General features: G+C 57.6%; 11 protein-coding genes. 7 read left to right on the top strand and 4 right to left on the bottom strand.

The window, feature by feature from the left end; translation table 11 throughout:
• The 5 genes from GY725_20785 to GY725_20765 form a co-directional block, all read left to right on the top strand.
• On the top strand, positions 1–476 hold a 476-nt coding region (locus tag GY725_20785), incomplete at its 5' end, for an RNA polymerase sigma factor RpoD (protein MCP4006623.1).
• A 349-nt stretch (positions 477–825) separates the two neighbouring features.
• Positions 826–4,854 carry a hypothetical protein gene (locus tag GY725_20780; protein MCP4006622.1) on the top strand — a complete coding sequence of 1,343 codons (4,029 nt, stop codon included), beginning with the start codon at positions 826–828 and terminating at the stop codon, positions 4,852–4,854.
• A 194-nt stretch (positions 4,855–5,048) separates the two neighbouring features.
• Positions 5,049–7,175: a hypothetical protein gene (locus tag GY725_20775; GenBank protein MCP4006621.1), complete on the top strand. Its 2,127-nt coding sequence runs from the start codon at positions 5,049–5,051 to the stop codon at positions 7,173–7,175.
• 84 nt (positions 7,176–7,259) lie between these two features.
• On the top strand, positions 7,260–7,697 hold the full coding sequence (locus tag GY725_20770) for a divergent PAP2 family protein (protein ID MCP4006620.1): 438 nt from the start codon (positions 7,260–7,262) through the stop codon (positions 7,695–7,697).
• A gap of 17 nt (positions 7,698–7,714) precedes the next feature.
• Positions 7,715–9,328, top strand: a complete 1,614-nt coding sequence (locus GY725_20765) for a glycerol-3-phosphate dehydrogenase/oxidase (protein ID MCP4006619.1) — start codon at positions 7,715–7,717, stop codon at positions 9,326–9,328.
• 196 nt (positions 9,329–9,524) lie between these two features.
• Here the strand turns inward: GY725_20765 and GY725_20760 are convergent, their stop codons facing one another.
• Positions 9,525–12,500: a hypothetical protein gene (locus tag GY725_20760; protein MCP4006618.1), complete on the bottom strand. Its 2,976-nt coding sequence runs from the start codon at positions 12,498–12,500 to the stop codon at positions 9,525–9,527.
• 390 nt (positions 12,501–12,890) lie between these two features.
• Between GY725_20760 and GY725_20755 the strand changes: the two genes are divergently transcribed.
• The gene (locus GY725_20755) at positions 12,891–14,252 is read left to right on the top strand and encodes an MFS transporter (GenBank protein ID MCP4006617.1); all 1,362 of its coding nucleotides are present in this window, start codon (positions 12,891–12,893) and stop codon (positions 14,250–14,252) included.
• 142 nt (positions 14,253–14,394) lie between these two features.
• On the opposite strand, the gene GY725_20750 is transcribed toward GY725_20755, so the two are convergent.
• The 3 genes from GY725_20750 to GY725_20740 all read right to left on the bottom strand — a co-directional run bounded on the left by GY725_20750 (position 14,395) and on the right by GY725_20740 (position 16,284).
• On the bottom strand, positions 14,395–14,610 hold the full coding sequence (locus tag GY725_20750; protein ID MCP4006616.1) for a hypothetical protein: 216 nt from the start codon (positions 14,608–14,610) through the stop codon (positions 14,395–14,397).
• 24 nt (positions 14,611–14,634) lie between these two features.
• Positions 14,635–15,183 (bottom strand): hypothetical protein, encoded by a 549-nt coding sequence (locus tag GY725_20745; protein MCP4006615.1) that lies wholly within the window; start codon positions 15,181–15,183, stop codon positions 14,635–14,637.
• 171 nt (positions 15,184–15,354) lie between these two features.
• Positions 15,355–16,284, bottom strand: coding sequence for a hypothetical protein (locus tag GY725_20740; protein MCP4006614.1), 930 nt, complete (start codon positions 16,282–16,284; stop codon positions 15,355–15,357).
• Between the two features lie 256 nt (positions 16,285–16,540).
• On the opposite strand from GY725_20740, the gene GY725_20735 reads away from it, so the two are divergent.
• The coding region (locus tag GY725_20735) for a hypothetical protein (GenBank protein MCP4006613.1) at positions 16,541–17,049 on the top strand (509 nt) is incomplete at its 3' end.

The raw sequence follows: 17,049 nt of genomic DNA, 5'->3' as shown, positions 1-17,049 counted from the left end.
TGATCGAGACGATCAACAAGCTCACCCGGACCAGCCGTTCCCTGGTTCAGGAGCTGGGCCGCGAGCCGACGGCCGAAGAGATCGGCCAGAGGATGGACCTCTCGGCGACAAAGGTGCGCAAGATCATGAAGATCGCCCAGGAGCCGATCTCGCTGGAGACCCCGATCGGCGAAGAGGAAGACTCCCACCTCGGCGACTTCATCGAGGATAAGAACGCCGTCTCGCCGATCGAGTCGGTGGTCGACTCGAACCTGCGCGACTCCACCGGCCACGTCCTGAAGAGCCTGACGCCGCGAGAGGAGTTGGTCCTGCGCATGCGCTTCGGTGTCGGCGAGGGCTCGGAGCACACACTCGAAGAGGTCGGCCGATCGTTCAACGTCACCCGCGAGCGCATCCGCCAGATCGAGTCGAAGGCCCTGCGCAAGCTCCGGCACCCGAGTCGCGCGACTCGCCTGCGGGCGTTTCTCGAAACCTGAGCGCCGTGAGCGCCGGCGCCGGCGCGCCTTGACTCGCCGCCCTGTGCTACACGCGGTCAAGCAAGCTCCTGTTTGAGCTCGCAAACGGCCGCTGCTGCTGCGAACATACGACCATGTTCGTTGCCATCAGCCTCTGGCAAGCGCCGGCAACCGCGCTAGGTGTACGCTAGTCGCGCAATACCCTGCGTCGTCGCAGGTGGTGGCCGCGCACCAAAGCAGGCTGGCGCGACTTCCATGGAGCACCTGGTGCTAGTCTAGACGGGCGACGCCTGCCGCCGAGATCGCCAGAGTATGTGGGCCAGCTGAACCCCGCCAGCTCGTCTGGAACACTAGATCGGAGACCAACGCAATGACCGAAACCACGGCACTCGACGAGAGAATACTGGAGAAGATGCCCTATCCCTTGGCGCACCTCTACCAGGAGATGCTCGATGAGAAGGAGCCGAGAATCCGGTTCCGTGGCCTTATCAAGGTCTTTGCCGGCGGCCTTAAGTACCTTAGTCTCATCTGCATAGCAGATTACATGGTGAATCCAGACTCGGAGAGGCTCAACGCCATTCTGTCGCAGTCGCTGAAGCGGCCATCTCTCGGGCATTGGATGCACTTTCTCCGCAGCATAGTCAAGTACTACAGTGGAGAATATGACCGAGTGTTCCATGTGGAGGAGATACAGCGCGTGTTGGACAAGCGGACGAACAAACTCGCCGACCACATGATCCATCTGCGCAACACCTACGTACACCCCGACATCCTTCCGGACCCACAAGAGTCGCGAAGACTCTACGACGAAACCCTGCCCCACCTACGAACACTCCTTACTTCCTTCAAGTTTGTAGCCGACTATCCTCTCATCCGCCGCCACACCAGAACCGCGAAGGAAGCGCCGGTGATGGGAAACAAAATAGCACCTACCAAGGGCGGCCCCTTCCAATTCCTCGTACGTGCGACCTCGGGTGACGACCTCGACATCACTCCGTTCATGCTAATAACCGTGGACGAAGACCTCCGCGACTTGCTGGTCTATGAGACGCTGATAGGGAATCGTGCAAAATACATCATGGGCAACCATATGCAGTTTGTGGCTGCCGGGGAGGATCCAAATAATCGAGTGAGGCTTCTTCAACAGGTTCTAGACAAATTTGCGAGCCAGGAGACTGAGAAGCGAGAAAAAGAGCGGTCGAGAGCGCGCGCAGAGTTGCGAGAGGCGCTCTCGGGTCCGACCTTTCATATCCGGCCGCTGCGGGCCCTCGCAGCCTACCACTCGGAGCAGGTTTTCGAGGAGTACAAAACCGCAGGCAGGTACGACCCGCGCACCTACGTTTCGAGACAAACCATAGTACGCGCTTACGAGAAGCTACTCAACGGAGACAAGAACGCTCTCGTCATAGTCGCCGACTCTGGAGTTGGAAAATCGACCGAAATCTGCCACCTCTACCTAGAGACGTTCAAGGAAGACGTCACTTGGATTATCAGCGGACGAAGGATTCGCGCAAGCCAAGTACTCCTAGAAGTCACCAGAAACATCTATGAAGCCGACGAGCAAGGGAACATCTCGCACTTGCTAGCTGCCCTCAATCGCAATCGGACGAACGAGCGATTCGTAATCCTATTCGACGGCATTAATGAGACAGACGATCCGGTCAAGGCATTTCAAGCCATCAACAACTTCGTCGAAACGCACCCCTATTCCTGGCTAAAGGTAGTAATCACCAGTCGAAGTTTCGCCTGGAAGACCATAGACAACTCAGGAATCCTTCCCGACAAGCGTCGATTTGTTCTTCAAGACCAGGGAGGCATCGCGAACACCCTGGAACCCTTCAATGATAGCGAACTGGCCGAGGCCCTTGAAAGATACTCACTGGTCTTCGAAGCAAAAGTTCCGCGACGCTGGACATCCGGAACAACGTACGACTACCACGAGCGCAAACTGTTGCGAAGTCCGCTGATTCTGCGATTTATCTTCGAGGCGTTTACTGGCAGAGTGATCCCCGCACCGCTCAACTTCGAAATAATCATGCGCGAGTTCACCGCACAGAGACTTCGCGCTGATCGCGACCTACCCTTCTTGCAGAAATATCTAATGGCGTATTTCTTTAAAGAGGAAACGGATACTCTTGACACGAGCATTCTCTTAGATGCGGCTTCCAACGAATACCGGGGGATCAGCGACCCGGATGACCGAACCTCGTATAGGAAACTCGTAGAGCACATTTGCGGCGAACAAGTCTACTACGTAGATGAGATCTGGCTGTGCCCAACCGCGAACTGCCTACACTCCAACCAGCCCATCTTCATGGGCGACGAGAATAACTCACGTTGTCCGCGATGCAAATCAAAACCCAGGAGGGAGAACGTAGACAACAGGTCTACCTACTCTCGGCTACTTAGCGAGAATATACTCTCGCAAAGCGAACACTCTCAATACAACCGCGTTCGCTTGGTATTCGATAGATATTTCGAGTATCTGATGGGGCACTTTTGCTTCGTTCAGAGAATGCAAAGCTCCTACATTCCAGAACTAATCGACGACCTCTTCAACAAGACAAACCGCAACGGGATTTTTCTCGAGCCTCTCAAAAGCACTTTGGTAAACCTGTGGAACCAAGGAGAAAGGAAGGCCGTTTATCAAATTGCTAACAAGCCGGAGTTTGCTGCATACCATGTACTTCGCGAGCTACTTGCGGAGTTTGCCGAGGCAGATTTTCAGAACTTCTCGACCGCACTTCAGATCGCAGTCAACGAAAGCGCATTTAACGCCAACCTATGTCGCGCCGGAGTGCATGCGCTGCTCGTAGACACTCACATCGCAGGAGAGCACGTTAACGAGATTGTGGAGCTGCTCGTCCTCCTCAGTCGGTGCAAGTCCGAAGAGGCACACGATGAAATCGGCCAATACCTGATAAGCCTACGAAGGCGGGACGTCGACCTCATCACTCCCCTCGTGAATCGATGTGGCGAGATCATCCTCGCAAAGTTGAATGTCTTCAGCGGCCTAATCATCATTGCCAGCGAAGCTCGACGGCAGGAGACCAAAGGGCTGATTACGCTTTTCCTGGATGTGATACTTTTCGGCCTCGGCAATTTCTACGAAGACAGCGCAATCCGTGGAGCTGTAACCACACGCGGCCTCGCAATCGTTCAACGCCTCCTGCGTCACCCATTACTATCACTCCTCGAAGAGCCAGTAGCTCGCTTTGTAGCACGTCGAGTAACGAAAATATACAAGGAAAAAGGCCCCCTTCCATGCAACTACTTTGAGATGCTATTTCAGCTCCGGAGCGATCCAGAGACGATTCGCCGCACAGGGGATCTCTTTTTTGTAGAACGACAGAATCTTTTTCACCAAGATTACGACAGTTTCAGAAACGCCGCTCACTCGGAGAATGGCCTCGTCAATTGGTGTATCCTCTCATTGCTACCGATTCACTATTTGAACTGCGCCAGCAAGTCACAAGCTATTAGCTACATGAAACGGGTAACGCAGGAGGGTTCGGAGATGGATCGGTATATGATAGGCGACGCCATTGCAATACTGCTGCGGCGCCCCGGACCGCCCGACGAAGCCCTCGAAGACCTTCTGGAAGAGCTGGGTCAATCCTACCTCAAGGACCCGCGCCAGATTTTCGTTCACCCAGAACCCACACTGGCCATACCCGAGGCGCGCGCTGTAGTAGCTTACAACAGCAAACGCGCGGAGCAAATCCGCTCCGAGTCCAACCCCTACATGCCGTCCTGGATCGCGCTCAGAGAGGGCAAACTCCACCGCTTCTACATAAACTCGGTGGTTTTCCACTACGAGCTTTTGAAGGCACAGAAAGAACAGCACGATATATTTCATGATATTCTGACACTTTTAGACGCGAACAGGACCGATGATCTGTTAAACTTTGGCGACGACATAGACGCGAACCGTGATTTCGTAATCAGCTTCCTGATACAGTCGCTTGAGATCGCCGCAATTCTAGGTTTCTTGAAAGAGGTCTTGAATACGGTTGCGGCTATCATTCATATCTATATCGAGACTCTTGCCGACCCGGAACGACTTCCCGCCTACCGCTTTGCCCTTGCGGCATCCCTAAAGACTATCAAAGAATACCACCGGCCCGAGGTCTTGGCATTCCTCGACCGGTACGACCTTGACCTAGAGGCATTTCAATTCCTAGAAGAGGTAGCAACTTCAGCAGAAGGAAAGGAAAAACTTTTCAGTAAGAGCGTCTATGGGCACAACATCTACCAGGGCGCTTTTGCTAGCCAGGGCATCCGAGAGGCATTCGGCGAGTTTACCAAGCGCGCCGCCGACGCAAGAGATGTCGAGGAGTTCTTCTTGATATACGCCCGCGCATTCACAAAGTGGTTCAAGAATTACTCACCGGAGTAACTTTGAGAGAAGGACGATGCGATATGCCCGACAGTCAGCGACGGTGGAAGGTGAGCCGAGCAGCGGTGTTTTGTTGGATGAGAAGAATATCGTCTGCCGGGCTGATTTGCCTCTTACCAATACTCGCTATCATCTTGATGCTGCTATCCCTAGACGATGTCGTCCTACATCGAGACCCCGGTCTGGATGCGGTAATGGCCGATACTGACGCCAATATCCTATGGCCCGCCATAGGTTGCCCCCAGTCGGTTAGCAAGATCGGCGAGGTCGTCGTTATCGCTGGTCCCGGCGCCGCCGGGGCGGACGACAACATATCCGCACGTTTGTTCCCCACGGGGACATCTGGCGCCAGCATTGCGCTAGAACTTACCGAAATGAGTCTTGAGCCCATTGGCAAGGTGAAGGCACCAGGCCGTTGGCCAGAATGGTTATCTCGCAGATACCCTGTCGTCATGTTATTGCGCTTCCAGGTTCTGCAATCTCCGCATTTCGAAGGCCGACGGACGCTTTTGTATGACCTCGAGCTTGAAGTTGGAGATCGATCTCTTACTAAGCCGAACTCTGTCTATTTCTCAGCGAACACTAACCAGGACCTTAAACTTCTCACAGCTACCGACATCCATGTTGCGCGCAGGTGGCAGGAGATACACGACGATGTCCTCCGAGTCTTCCCGCCACGCCAAACGCGGCCGGCTCGCCACTCGGCTGAGTTAGGCGGCTTCGATCCAGCAGATGCCTGGACACACGACACTTTCGCCGATTCGTTCGTCGATGCGAACAGGAATTTCGCTCGCTTCATCTCTATCGCCAATGCACTGTGGAATCGCGGCGATCTGGATCTTATTGTACTTTCTGGCGACCTCATCGATTACAAGTTCAGCGATGACCGCGGGAGATCGGGAGGTGGCTTCCAACAGAGCGAATGGAGTCACTTTGAGGAGCTGCTGCTCGGCCAGAGTAGCTTAAGCGAACGGCTCCTCGTACCGATGTATACCGCCTTGGGTAATCATGAGTACCGGCTCCATCCCTATAAGATACAGATATATGGACTTCGACACTCTGGCCTTGCCGACGAGCAAACCGCCGAGTACTTGAAGAGGACTGAGCAATGGATGGACTTTAAATACCGATTCTCTGATCTCAACGCACTACGCATCAACACCGGCAACCAACATTCGCTCGACTTCTACTACGAGAAGTTCAATCCGTTCGCAGCCTATGGGCTGGACCTTGGCGCCGCGCGCCTGATCGTGCTGGACAGCGGTCCGGATTTCTACTGCGAACGATCTAATATGCTCGGAGGTAGGTGGCGACGCTTTTTCTCTTCCCTTCTAAGCAGCTCCGGAGGTCCTCGTACCACCGGCGCTACCTCTGAACAAATCACATTCCTTGAAACGCAGCTAGACGAAGCCCCCGACGACCAGCCCGCAGTTATCGTTAGCCATGCCCCTGTGCTTAGCCCGTCTAGTATGCCGAGAGTTGACGCCGGTGAGGTTCCCCTAAACCTGCGCATCGATTCCACATTCAGCAGTAACGCCGGCAGTAAGGAAACGCAAATGCGGTTTGAATGGATGTTGCATCGTAGAGGTCTCGACGCAGGAGCGATGTTTCACAACCAGCTGCCTATTCTCGAGTCCCTACGAAGCGAGCAGCGCGACGTGGTAGCATTGGCGGGACATAATCACCGACAGCTCGAGATGGCGCTCGATAAAAGTGATGGCCAGCTTTATGCCGGCAGGTACTCGGAGGGCGGTGTTGATCTCGAGGACACCTTGAAGAAGCGAGTGTTGTTGGTCCAGACTTCTGCTCTTGGTCACGTCAAACGCAGCAATCCTTCTGTGGGCTATCCGGCATACCGTAGCGTGATGATTTCCGGTAGCAAGATTCGGGATATTACCCCGCATCCTCTCGGCGAGAAGCCGTTCGACGTTGGATTCGATGACTGGACCGTTACGCGAGAAGGTAGTCTCGAAAGGATTACGTTCATCATCAATCGAGACAAGCGGGTTGATCTGGGAGACACATGGACCACGGTCGTCGCTTGGTTGCGCGGTGAGGCTGGATCTTTGCCGGCAACGCGGTTGAACGCAATGCAGGTGAGACTCGAACCACAGTCAGTCATTGTGGCCTACCATGACCGCCGCGAAGCGGAGGAGGGAGGCTATATTTCTTTCGTTGCAAAAAATTCGGCATCAGTCGAGATGACGCTCCAGAACAGACCCAAGTCAGTACCGATTGCCTTCTTGTTTGAAAGGCAGGCAAGGGTAGATTCTGGGATAGAACCACTGTCACTCAGGTGGCATCACCGAGTACTTAAATGAACACTGCAGACGCCGGAAGACCGGAACAACAGATCCCTTTTCTGACTCATTAGGTTATAGGAACCAGCGCAAGGAGGTGATACAGTGACGCCTATCGTCTATACCGCAGTCGCAGCTTGGGCCCTCTCGCAACTACTCAAGGTAGTCATCGCCTTTCTACGAATTGGGCGTGGCGAATCTGGGCGCGTCGTATGGCGCCTGGTTTGGGCTGGAGGCATGCCCAGCTCTCATTCTGCCTTCACCACATCGACGCTCGTAATGATTGCTCTGACGGAGGGCATTGGGTCTTCCCTCTTCGGCCTCGCCTTCGTGTTTACCGCGATCGTCATCTACGACCGGACCAAGCTCCACCACATCTACCTCATTTTTCAATCTCACTTCCCGGCTCTAGCGACCGAGGCCGCGCGAGACCCTCGGCTTAAGGACCTTGTCGGACACACAACGGCAGAGGTGGCTGTAGGCGTCGCTATTGGATTGGCCGCGGCGGGAATCACTTGGGCCCTTACTGCAGGCGTCGGTTGAGTGATCGCGAGGAAACGATGTCTGATCTCATTCAGTGGCCGCCGGGATGGCGAGAGGAGGCTTGGGCTCGCGTTACCGATCCATGGGACATTGTGGTCATCGGAGGAGGAATTACCGGCGCTGGCATTTTTGCTGCTGGCGCTGACATGGGTATGCGCATTCTCCTACTCGAACAGGGTGACTTCGCCTCGGGAACTTCGTCGCGATCGTCGAAACTCGTTCACGGAGGATTGCGATACCTCAAGCAAGGAAAGTTCAATCTCGTACGTCAAAGCATCTCTGAACGCCAGAGAATGCTAGCGAACGCCGCGGGCCTCGTGAATCCATTGAGTTTTCTTTACACCCTTTACGAGAGAGATAACATAAGACCGTGGATGGTCAATGCGGGCCTTGCCATCTATACCAGTCTCTTCTCCGGAGCAGGCGGGTACCAGAGCCTCCGCTCAAGCGATGTCCGTGATCTTAGGCTTTCACCAGACACCAGGGGTCTATTGAGAGCCTTCCGCTATCAAGACGCTCAGACTGACGACGCTCGTCTGGTTCTCCGCGTAATCAGTAATGGCGTCGCGACTGCACGCGGCGACGCCGTTGCCCTGAACTATGTAAAGGCTACTAATATCCTTAAGTACGGCGGCACTTCTCGCGGTGCGGTGGTAAGAGATAGAGAGTCAGGTCGGGAGGCGGAGGTGCCTGCCCGAGTAGTGATCAACGCGACTGGTGCCTGGGCTGACAGGACACGCGGTCACGTCGAGGCCCCACCACTGCTTCGTCCTCTTCGAGGCAGCCACCTTTTTCTTGACCTGGCTAGCTTGCCATTGGTTGAGGCAATCGCCTTTACCCATCCAGAGGACGGTCGACCAGTGTTCGCCTATCCTTGGGAAGGAGTCGCTCTCGTCGGCACCACAGATGTAGACCACAGGTCCCCGCTCCATCAAGAGCCCTCCATCTCCGACGGAGAGGCAGACTACCTTCTGAAGGCAGTACGATCGATGTTCCCCTCCTACGAGTTGCCGCGAGCGGCAATAATCAGTTCCCAGGCGGGCGTTCGCCCAGTAGTGGATACCGGAAAGACCGACCCCTCTGCGGAGAGCCGGGAGCATCTGGTCCTCGCCGAGCAAGGACTACTCACGATTCTGGGTGGCAAGCTGACGACTTTTCGGGTAGCCGCTATAGAGGCCCTGCGCGCCGCGCACGCTCTTGATTCTTCGCTTCCAAGACCAAGGAAGGACACTCAAGTCCTGAGGGCCACCGCCGAGGATTACTCGATCGGGAAACTCGAGCAAGTCATCCAACACCGGCTGATTGCAAGGTATGGCCTCGTCCCGAGTGCCATCCGGAACAATGATCCCTCTGCGCTTCGCTTGGTGAGCGGCACTCCCTACCTGTGGGGCGAGCTCATCTGGTCAGCAAGTCATGAGGGCATTGTCCATCTCTCGGACCTCCTGCTGCGCAGGTTCCGTCTAGGAGTTCTGCTTCGAGACGGAGGACTCGGCCTTCTGCCGCAGCTCAAGCAGCCCGTGTGCAGCGCGATGGGCTGGGGTGAGAGTATCTGGAAGCAAGAAGTAGGCCGTTTCACTCAGGAGCTCCAAGACGCTCATCAACTTCCATTCGAGCGGGAATCACACGCCTGACCCAATCAGCTTTGGCTGCCAATGCCGCGTTCCGACTATGCAATTGGAGCGAACGCTTATCCTAGACGACGCCGACCATCTGATAGCGTCACAAAACAGTACTTCAAGGACAGCATAGCTGTGAAGGAGATAGAAGGGGTCTTGCATTTCTTATCCGGTCTCTACACCGCCAAACCGACCTCGGTCCTCTATATTTTCAGTTTTTGCTCATAATACGTTCAAAAATAGCACTGAAGAAGAACAACTGAACGGTCCATGTCAGTATGGCCCAGGGCAGAATTACGAACTCGAGAAGCGTCGGATGACCTAGTTCAACGAGAATTCGGGCTGGGATCAGTTGGTTGAGTTCCTGCGCCAAGAAGGCCTGCGGCTCCTCAGCGAGACCAGCTCTTTTGCTCATCGTCGTACCCTCGAACAAAGAGAATAGGGTAACCAGAGCGAAGGCTTGCCAAAGTCCGAGCGACATGAGAGAAGTCGCTCGGCGCCGCAAGATCTTGTTCTGCGCTCTCCTCTCGCCCTCGCGATCGACGACTTCGACCGCCGGCGATTGGCCTCGCAGCATAACGTATCGAACAAAGAAATACGAAACGGCGATGAACAGCCCAATCTTTAGCAAGCGCAAAACGGGGTTCGCGAGAAAAGCAGTACTCCAATTCTCGTCTGCTGAGAAGGACTGGACGACGCCTAGAAACAAGGCGCCAACCATTTGCGGGACGAGCAGAGAGGCCCGGGGCACTCCCCCGGGAAGATATTCAGGCATTGAAGCAAAGTATGCCCAATATGCGCATACATTAAGTCCAACTATCAACAGAAACGGTAGGGAAAGAAATAATTGGGCTTGCCGGCTGTCCATTCCCGAATCTAGTAGGTGCAGAATGACTCCGGAGGCGAGGAATGGCAACAGGATCCAACTCAGCACAAAGCGCCAATCAAGCAGCCGAGTGATAAGCCATGCCTTCTCCGGCGCCAACTCCCGCAGCATGTAACGACGGAGCATCCAGTTACTCACCAATCGTCCGCAAGCCCCGTCCGACGGCTCTTGCTTATTGACAACCATTTTCGCTCGTTCTTCGTTCTCCTCATCAATCACCGCGGTCAGAACCTCGACCCGTTCCTCAAACTTGCGGACCTTGGCGTTGAGCTCAAGTGTGACAAGCTCTCGTTCCGCAAGGGGAAGCGCCGCGCGGCATTTTTCCTGGAGGCTTCGAAAGATGGGAAAAGTTCCACGAAGAGAATCGAGTACTGCCGCAGGATTCGCGGTCTCTTCGGCTGAGATCTTATCCCGCGTCGCAAGGGACGCAAGAATGGCTCCGATGTTCTCAACAAGAAGAGAGGTCCTGCTTTCCGATTCACAATTCAACTCGTACTCGAAACTCTTGGATCGCCTCGTGAGAAATCCCGCATCCCTTTCCAGAATCCACCGCTGGTGTTTCTCGAGGAGCCACGAGAGAGCGGCCTTCTCGGCTTCCCCGAGTTGCTGTCCTGGGCTCTCTCGCGCCAGCAGGCCGACTAATCTTCTCAGTGCGGCCGGATCTGGAATCGTCGCCCCCCTACTCTCGAGAAAGACTGAATCCAAGTAACTCTGATACGCAGCGAACCGGCGCTCGCTACTTTGAGCTATCTTCATCTCGTCCAAAGAATCCGCTAACTGCTGTAGGTCGCGCTCCACTGCTTCCTGTTGAGCGTACAGGTGCATCTCCCTGACCAGGGAGGATTCCGGGAGTGCACTCAGCAAAGTGTAGAGGAGGTCGAGATAAGCTGCTTGGGAGCGACTGTTCTGCTCTGCGTCTCGGTAAGCACCTACAAGCACGCGGGTCGCTGATGTGGCAAGGTCTTTCGGCAAGGTCCCCCGAAGATTCCAATCGGTAACCAGCGACCGGATCAGATATATCTGATGACGACGAATTCTACTCGAAGTTTGCCTTCCAGGACGGATCTCTTCATAAAGAAGTCTCTTGAAGAGGCGAACAAGAGCCAGTACGACTTCAGGGTTCGCGGTTCTCCACCGCTGGATGAGCTCATAGGTCAACTGTATCCGATGCGATAGCGTGAAACGCTCGCAAGCCGAGTCCACTCGAGGCCGCTGCATGACATGGCAAAAGACAGCGAGGTCCCCTTGCTGCCTTTGGGTCAACTCACGCCAGCAGAGCGTGTCGCAGAAACGGTCCCGTGTCTGCCTGGCGAGGTTTATCGCACTGCTTTCGCTTCTTTCTCTAAACCAGGTCTCCATGAGTGGCCTGGTCTCGGCTGAAACGCACCCGACAATTGCTTTCGTGAGGCGATGGTACAAAGAAGAGTCCACCGACATGACCCACGCCATCAGATCGTCGACGTAGTTTATCCAGTGGTCTTCGATCTTCTGAGGCTGCGGTACGTTCGCTACGAGTAACTCTCCGAATGAGACTGCGACAGGGTCTCCGGACACCAAGCGACTGAGGAGTCTTGGAACGTTGGCGACAAAAGCCAGTCGCTCACCCCCCTCGGCTGCCAAACCGATGAGTGCTCGAAGCAATAGGTCCAAAGGCACTCCCAGCCGCTCCATCAGATCTGGCGTGGCACCGGCGATGAACGATGCCGCTATCCAGATGTCCCAGGGTAGGCTGCCTCCCAGGTTGATTCTTTCGTCCGAGGCTATAGTCAGATCGTTTTGCCACAACTCCGCCGCAAGGCGTACTTGAGCGACTGCCTTTTCGTTGCCCTGAACCCTCTCGAGGCGACGCATCAGCGATTGGAGGCGTTCCTCGCGAAGGTCGCCGAAGGTACGTAGCCGTGTCAGTTCCCCGAGGGTCAGATCAGGATCACGGCGAACTCCCTCGAGTACCAGGCTCGAGAGCCACCCGGACACATAGTCTGATGGAGCTATCTCCGCGACGACATCGTTCGCGCCACCACTCGCCTGCTTCCGTTTGACTACGAGCCTGAGGCTCGGCAGTACCTCGTCGGTCATCGTGTCGAGGTAGGCGGCCAGGACGCACCAGGCATGGCGATGCGCGTGGAGATTCGCTGTCGTGGAGAGAAACTCATGAAGAATCGGCTCGGCCTGTCGGCCCCGTTGCCCGATCCTGATCGAGGCCCGTACCCAGACGTCGGTCTCTTCGTCGCGGAACTGGGCTACGAGTGAGTCTGGAAGAGCTGAGTCTGGAGGAGTAACTATCATCTCGGTGGCCTCCAAGCACTAGGATCTCATGCACGAGCTAGATCTGCAGCTGGTGGATGGGAAGATGCTCCGCCGATCAGGTGGCCTTGCGGACTCTTCAGCAGATAGCGTAGTCTAGCGACCCGCGTCTCGTCCGTCCAGTTGAACCAGGAGTAGGTGACTCTCGATGAGCTTTTCTGAGCCTTGCGGCCCGTATCTGAGTCTCGAATCCCATTCGCCGGGACGCACTGCGCCGCCTCGAGCAGCCTTAAGAGTCTCCGGATCAGCCGTCGCGGCGAAACGACTCAGAGAGATCTCGGCTATACAGAAGTACGGTACGGGCAGATCACCCGGAAGACCGGGGCATCCTCAACGAGATTCTTCGCTAGTGAGAGCGGCGTCCAAACGAAGCAGCGAGGTACTTCTATGAAAATTCAACTGCCGCAAGGACTCTTAAAACGTATTGGCCTTGATCGGCCGGAGCTCCGTGCTTGGGCAATGTACGACTGGGCCAACTCAGCCTTCTTTTTGATTATTGTAACTTCGGTATTCCCGCTCTTTTTCCAATCTGAAGCGGCCGCAGCCCTTGACCCGGAAAGGGCTTCGTTGATATTCGCGCTGTTTACGACCGTGGCGCTTTCTGTTGTGGCGGTGGCTGCACCGATTCTCGGCGCCTTTGCCGATTACCTGGCATTGCGCAAGCGCATGATGGCCTTCTTCGTCACCTTGGGTGTTGCCGCAACTGCTGCAATGTACTTCATTGGTCGAGGAGACTGGTTTCTTGCAGGCATCCTGTTTGCTTTGGGCAATATCGCAGTGGCCATAAGCATGGTTTTTTACGACTCGCTGCTTCCTCATATTGCGAGCAACAGGGAAATCGACCGTGTTTCAACCGCCGGCTTTGCGCTAGGCTACATCGGGAGCGTTATCCTTCTGCTTTTTAATTTACTATTGATTAACAACCATGAGATGTTCGGGTTTAGCGACAAAGCTCTCGCCACTCGCTTTGGCTTTGTCGCCGTTGCCTTGTGGTGGGGAGTTTTCTCGTTGCCGCTTTTTCGCGGTGTCCCAGAGCCCCCGCGCGAGATCGAATCCGACGAAAGCAACGCGTCGAACATAGTTGGCATTGCCTTCCGTCGCCTCTCCGAGACCTTCAGGGAGCTCAGAGGGAGCTACCGGCAGGCATTCAGGATGTTGGTGGCGGTATTGGTCTACAACGACGGCATCGGCACGGTGGTCCGAATGTCGGGTATTTATGCGATCTCTCGAGGCATACCCGAGAAACATATTTTTCTGGGTATCGTCATGGTCCAGATTGTAGGCGTTCCTTTCGCTCTCCTCTTCGGCGCCCTAGCCGGCAAGATCGGCCCCAAGCGCTCGATTCTGTTGGCACTGGCCGTCTTCATCGGGGTTAGTATCGTCGCCTATAACATGAACAGCGCGAGAGAATTCTACGTGATCGCTTTCATGGTGGGTTCGGTGCAGGGCGGGGCGCAAGCTCTTTCCCGATCTCTCTTCGCTTCGATGGTCCCCAAACACAAAGCGGCGGAGTTTTTTGGCTTTTTCTCGGTTTTCGAGAAGTTCGCTGGAATCTTTGGCCCAGCGATCTTCAGCGCCTTCATCTGGGCAACAGGCTCGATGCGCGGGGCAATCCTCTCCGTGATTGTTTTCTTCGCGGGCGGTGCTTTGATTCTTGCCTTCGTCGACGTCCCGGAGGGTCGCCGTAGAGCGAGGGAGGCTGAAGAGAGCCTCTTGCGGCCACAAGACACCGATTTGGCTGAGAGCTAGTAGCTCTAGACTTCGATTCCCATTCCCGAGAGCTGTCGGGCCGGCCGGCGGGTGAGGCCGCGGTAGAGAAAGTCGCGGGAAGCGAGGAGGAAGGAGCGCAGTCGGGTGATGGTCTTGAGGCGTCGGGCCACGGCTTTTCTTCTCATGTTCGGTTCCCTTGCTGACTGTTGGTTCGAGGCTTGCGCGAGCGCCGCTTCCTCTTCCTGCGCCGCCGCCGTTTCTTCTTCCGCTTCTTCTTCCTGGCCCGCGTCTTGCGCTTGCGGCGCCCCAGAGCCCACTCCAGGCGCCGCTCGGTGAGCTGGCGGTGCTCCAGCTCGAGCACTTTCGGCAGCACGGTGCGCGCGCTGGCCGCCGCCATTTCGGGCGCGGCCAGGACTGTGCGCTAGACCTCGAGAACTGCCCACCACCGCTCGCAATCCGCCTCCTCGCCGGGCTCGCAGTGCTTCCGGGACGTCCTCCCGGAGAGGGCCAGACGGGACATGTGATCCATGATCGCGAACAGCACCGTCCGGAGCTCGGCCTGGTAGGCGTTACGCGGCTCGAAGGCTCCGACCTCCCGGCGGGCTGCCTCGAGCCGGCGAACGTTGCGGCGCGACTCGGGGGTGGGCGGCGGCGCGGGCGTTTCGAGGTCTCCAGGGCCGGGGTCGACGGCCTCTTGCCCGGAGGCTGCGGAGGCACGATCGCCGAATGAGCTTTCGTCTGCCTCCGGCGGCTCTTCGCTCTCCGCCGGCGCTGGCTGCCGCCGGCTCATCAGGTCGTGGAGCAGCCGTTCCGCTTCCTGTTCGTCGAGACCGCCAGCGAATACGGCGCCGAGTACCTCTCCGTGATCGCGAGGACGCAGGCCGGGCAGGAAGCCACCGTCTTTGCGCGAAATACTGTCCGAGAGGGCGTCTTCGAGCAGGAGCTCAGGCGACTCTTCATCCAAGCACATCACGCACTCCTCCGCTGCCGATGCCGCCTCAGCAACCTGAGCATCGCCTGCCTGAGGGTCTCGGCGTCTTGCCCGCGATCGTCAGAGCGCGGGCGACGAATGCCTTCTGGGGGTCGACCCGGAGGGTCGCCAGCGCAACGTGCTTCCTCCGACGTCTCGGAAGTCTGGGGCTCAGCGCCTTCTCTTCGGTCTTGATCCGACATCGTGGTCCTCCTTGGTGCGCAGCTTGCGCACGGTCCAGCGGGCGGCGCGATGGTGGTTGGGAATCCGGTCGACGCAGGCGCCCCGAACGATCTGGCCGCGGTAGGCGCGCAGCCGGCCGGCGAGCTGGAGCGTGCTCGGAAGCTCGCCGTCGAGGTGCGGGAAAAGCTCGGCGAGGGCCGAGCGCAGGCGCGGGTAGGACGAAACCGAGGCGGTGTCGGCAAGCTGGCGGACGATTTGCCGGGCGGTCGCCGGGTGGCCGAGATGGTCGAGAAGCTCGGCCAGTCCGAAGACCAGATCGTGAAGCACGGCGTGCTCGTAGTCGGCGCCGGCCTTCAGGGTCTCGCGGTCCGCGCCGGGCCGAGCAGGCGCGATCCGGAGCTCGATGGGCTCGCCGGCGATCGGGGCGGCCGGTTCACGATCGGCACCCACCGCCGCGGCCCGATCGGCCGTAGCGGTGTCGGCCCCGGGGCGCGGCGGCGCGCCGGCGGGCAAACCCAGCTCGAAGGGCGTGTCGATGAGCCCGCGGTGGGCACAGGGCCGGCAGAACCTGCCGCGGGAGTCGAGCCGGACGCCGATACGGCGGCAGGTCGGAGGTTCCGGGTGGCGCAGGGCGAGGGCCAACATCTCCTCGGTCTTGGGCGGGTTGTACCCGGGGTGCTGCTCGCCGAAGTAGTGCACCAGGCCGCGCCCGTCGAGCGCGCCCGGGAACGATCGGCCGGCCAGCCTGACGAACGCCTCCCACTTCTCGCCCCGCAGCTGCTGAGCGTTCCGGACGCAGTCGGCGAGGAAGGCGCAACCTTCGGCCATCGGCCGGAAGTCGACTCGCGGTCCGGTACGAATCGCCGCGGCGTCGCGCAGCAGTCGTTCGAGCCCAGTTTCTGCCGGCGGTGCCGGCAAACCAAGGAAGTCCTCCGGGGCGTAGCGGTGGTCGCCCCTGACCCCCGCCCCCGGGGTCTTGACCCGGGGGAAGTGCTCGACGCCGACCCATACTTCCCCCGGCCGGTCGAGGTTGCGGGTGCCGGGCAGGCGCAGCGGGCGCGCGAGCTCGGCGTCGTGGTCGACCGACCAGCCCCTGACCTGCGCCGCGGCGTGGAGGGCGCCCTGAAGGCGCCGCAGACGGCGGCAGCGTGAACGCCGGGTTGATCAGACGATCATGGGCGCCGTTGGCTACCCGCCGCAGCGGGAACGGGTCGAGGGGGATGACCGTGACCAGCGGCCCGAAGACCTTGATGCTGGTACCGGCGCCGTAGCTGCCCTCGAACAGGTTCTGGATGCCCACCAGCTGCCCGCGCAGCTGGGGAATGGTCCCGTCGCGCACCTCACGCGACAGGCTCTCGGTCTCGAGCCGGCCGAGGTGGTTCTGCTCGATCTCGGCGATCTCCTTGCGCTTCCGGTGCAGGTCGTGCCGCACGCACATCTGCACCTGTTGGATGTCGATGACTTTCTGATCCTCGGGCAGCTGCTGGCGCCACTTTTCGGTCAGGTCTACAGCCATCAGCTCGGCGTGGGCGCCGGCGTTGCCGGCGATCCGGCCGACTTCTTTCTCACTCAGAGTGATCATCTTGAATGCCATGAGTGTTCCTTTCTATCGATCAAAAGGGGTGGCGGGCCGCCGGCCGGTGACCGGTGGAGACGGACCGGCCTGCCGGCGGGAGGAGGACC

The organism is bacterium (assembly GCA_024226335.1).
Classification (GTDB): Bacteria; Myxococcota_A; UBA9160; order SZUA-336; family SZUA-336; genus JAAELY01.
This window is presented reverse-complemented; position numbering and strand designations above follow the sequence as displayed.

Excerpts from the sequence above, each read along its gene's own strand:
- GY725_20780 (MCP4006622.1), top strand. The coding sequence starts at position 826 with ATGACCGAAACCACGGCACTCGACGAGAGAATACTGGAGAAGATGCCC.
- GY725_20775 (MCP4006621.1), top strand. The coding sequence starts at position 5,049 with ATGGCCGATACTGACGCCAATATCCTATGGCCCGCCATAGGTTGCCCC.
- GY725_20765 (MCP4006619.1), top strand. The coding sequence starts at position 7,715 with ATGTCTGATCTCATTCAGTGGCCGCCGGGATGGCGAGAGGAGGCTTGG.
- GY725_20755 (MCP4006617.1), top strand. The coding sequence starts at position 12,891 with ATGAAAATTCAACTGCCGCAAGGACTCTTAAAACGTATTGGCCTTGAT.
- GY725_20750 (MCP4006616.1), bottom strand. The coding sequence starts at position 14,610 with ATGGCGGCGGCCAGCGCGCGCACCGTGCTGCCGAAAGTGCTCGAGCTG.
- GY725_20745 (MCP4006615.1), bottom strand. The coding sequence starts at position 15,183 with ATGTGCTTGGATGAAGAGTCGCCTGAGCTCCTGCTCGAAGACGCCCTC.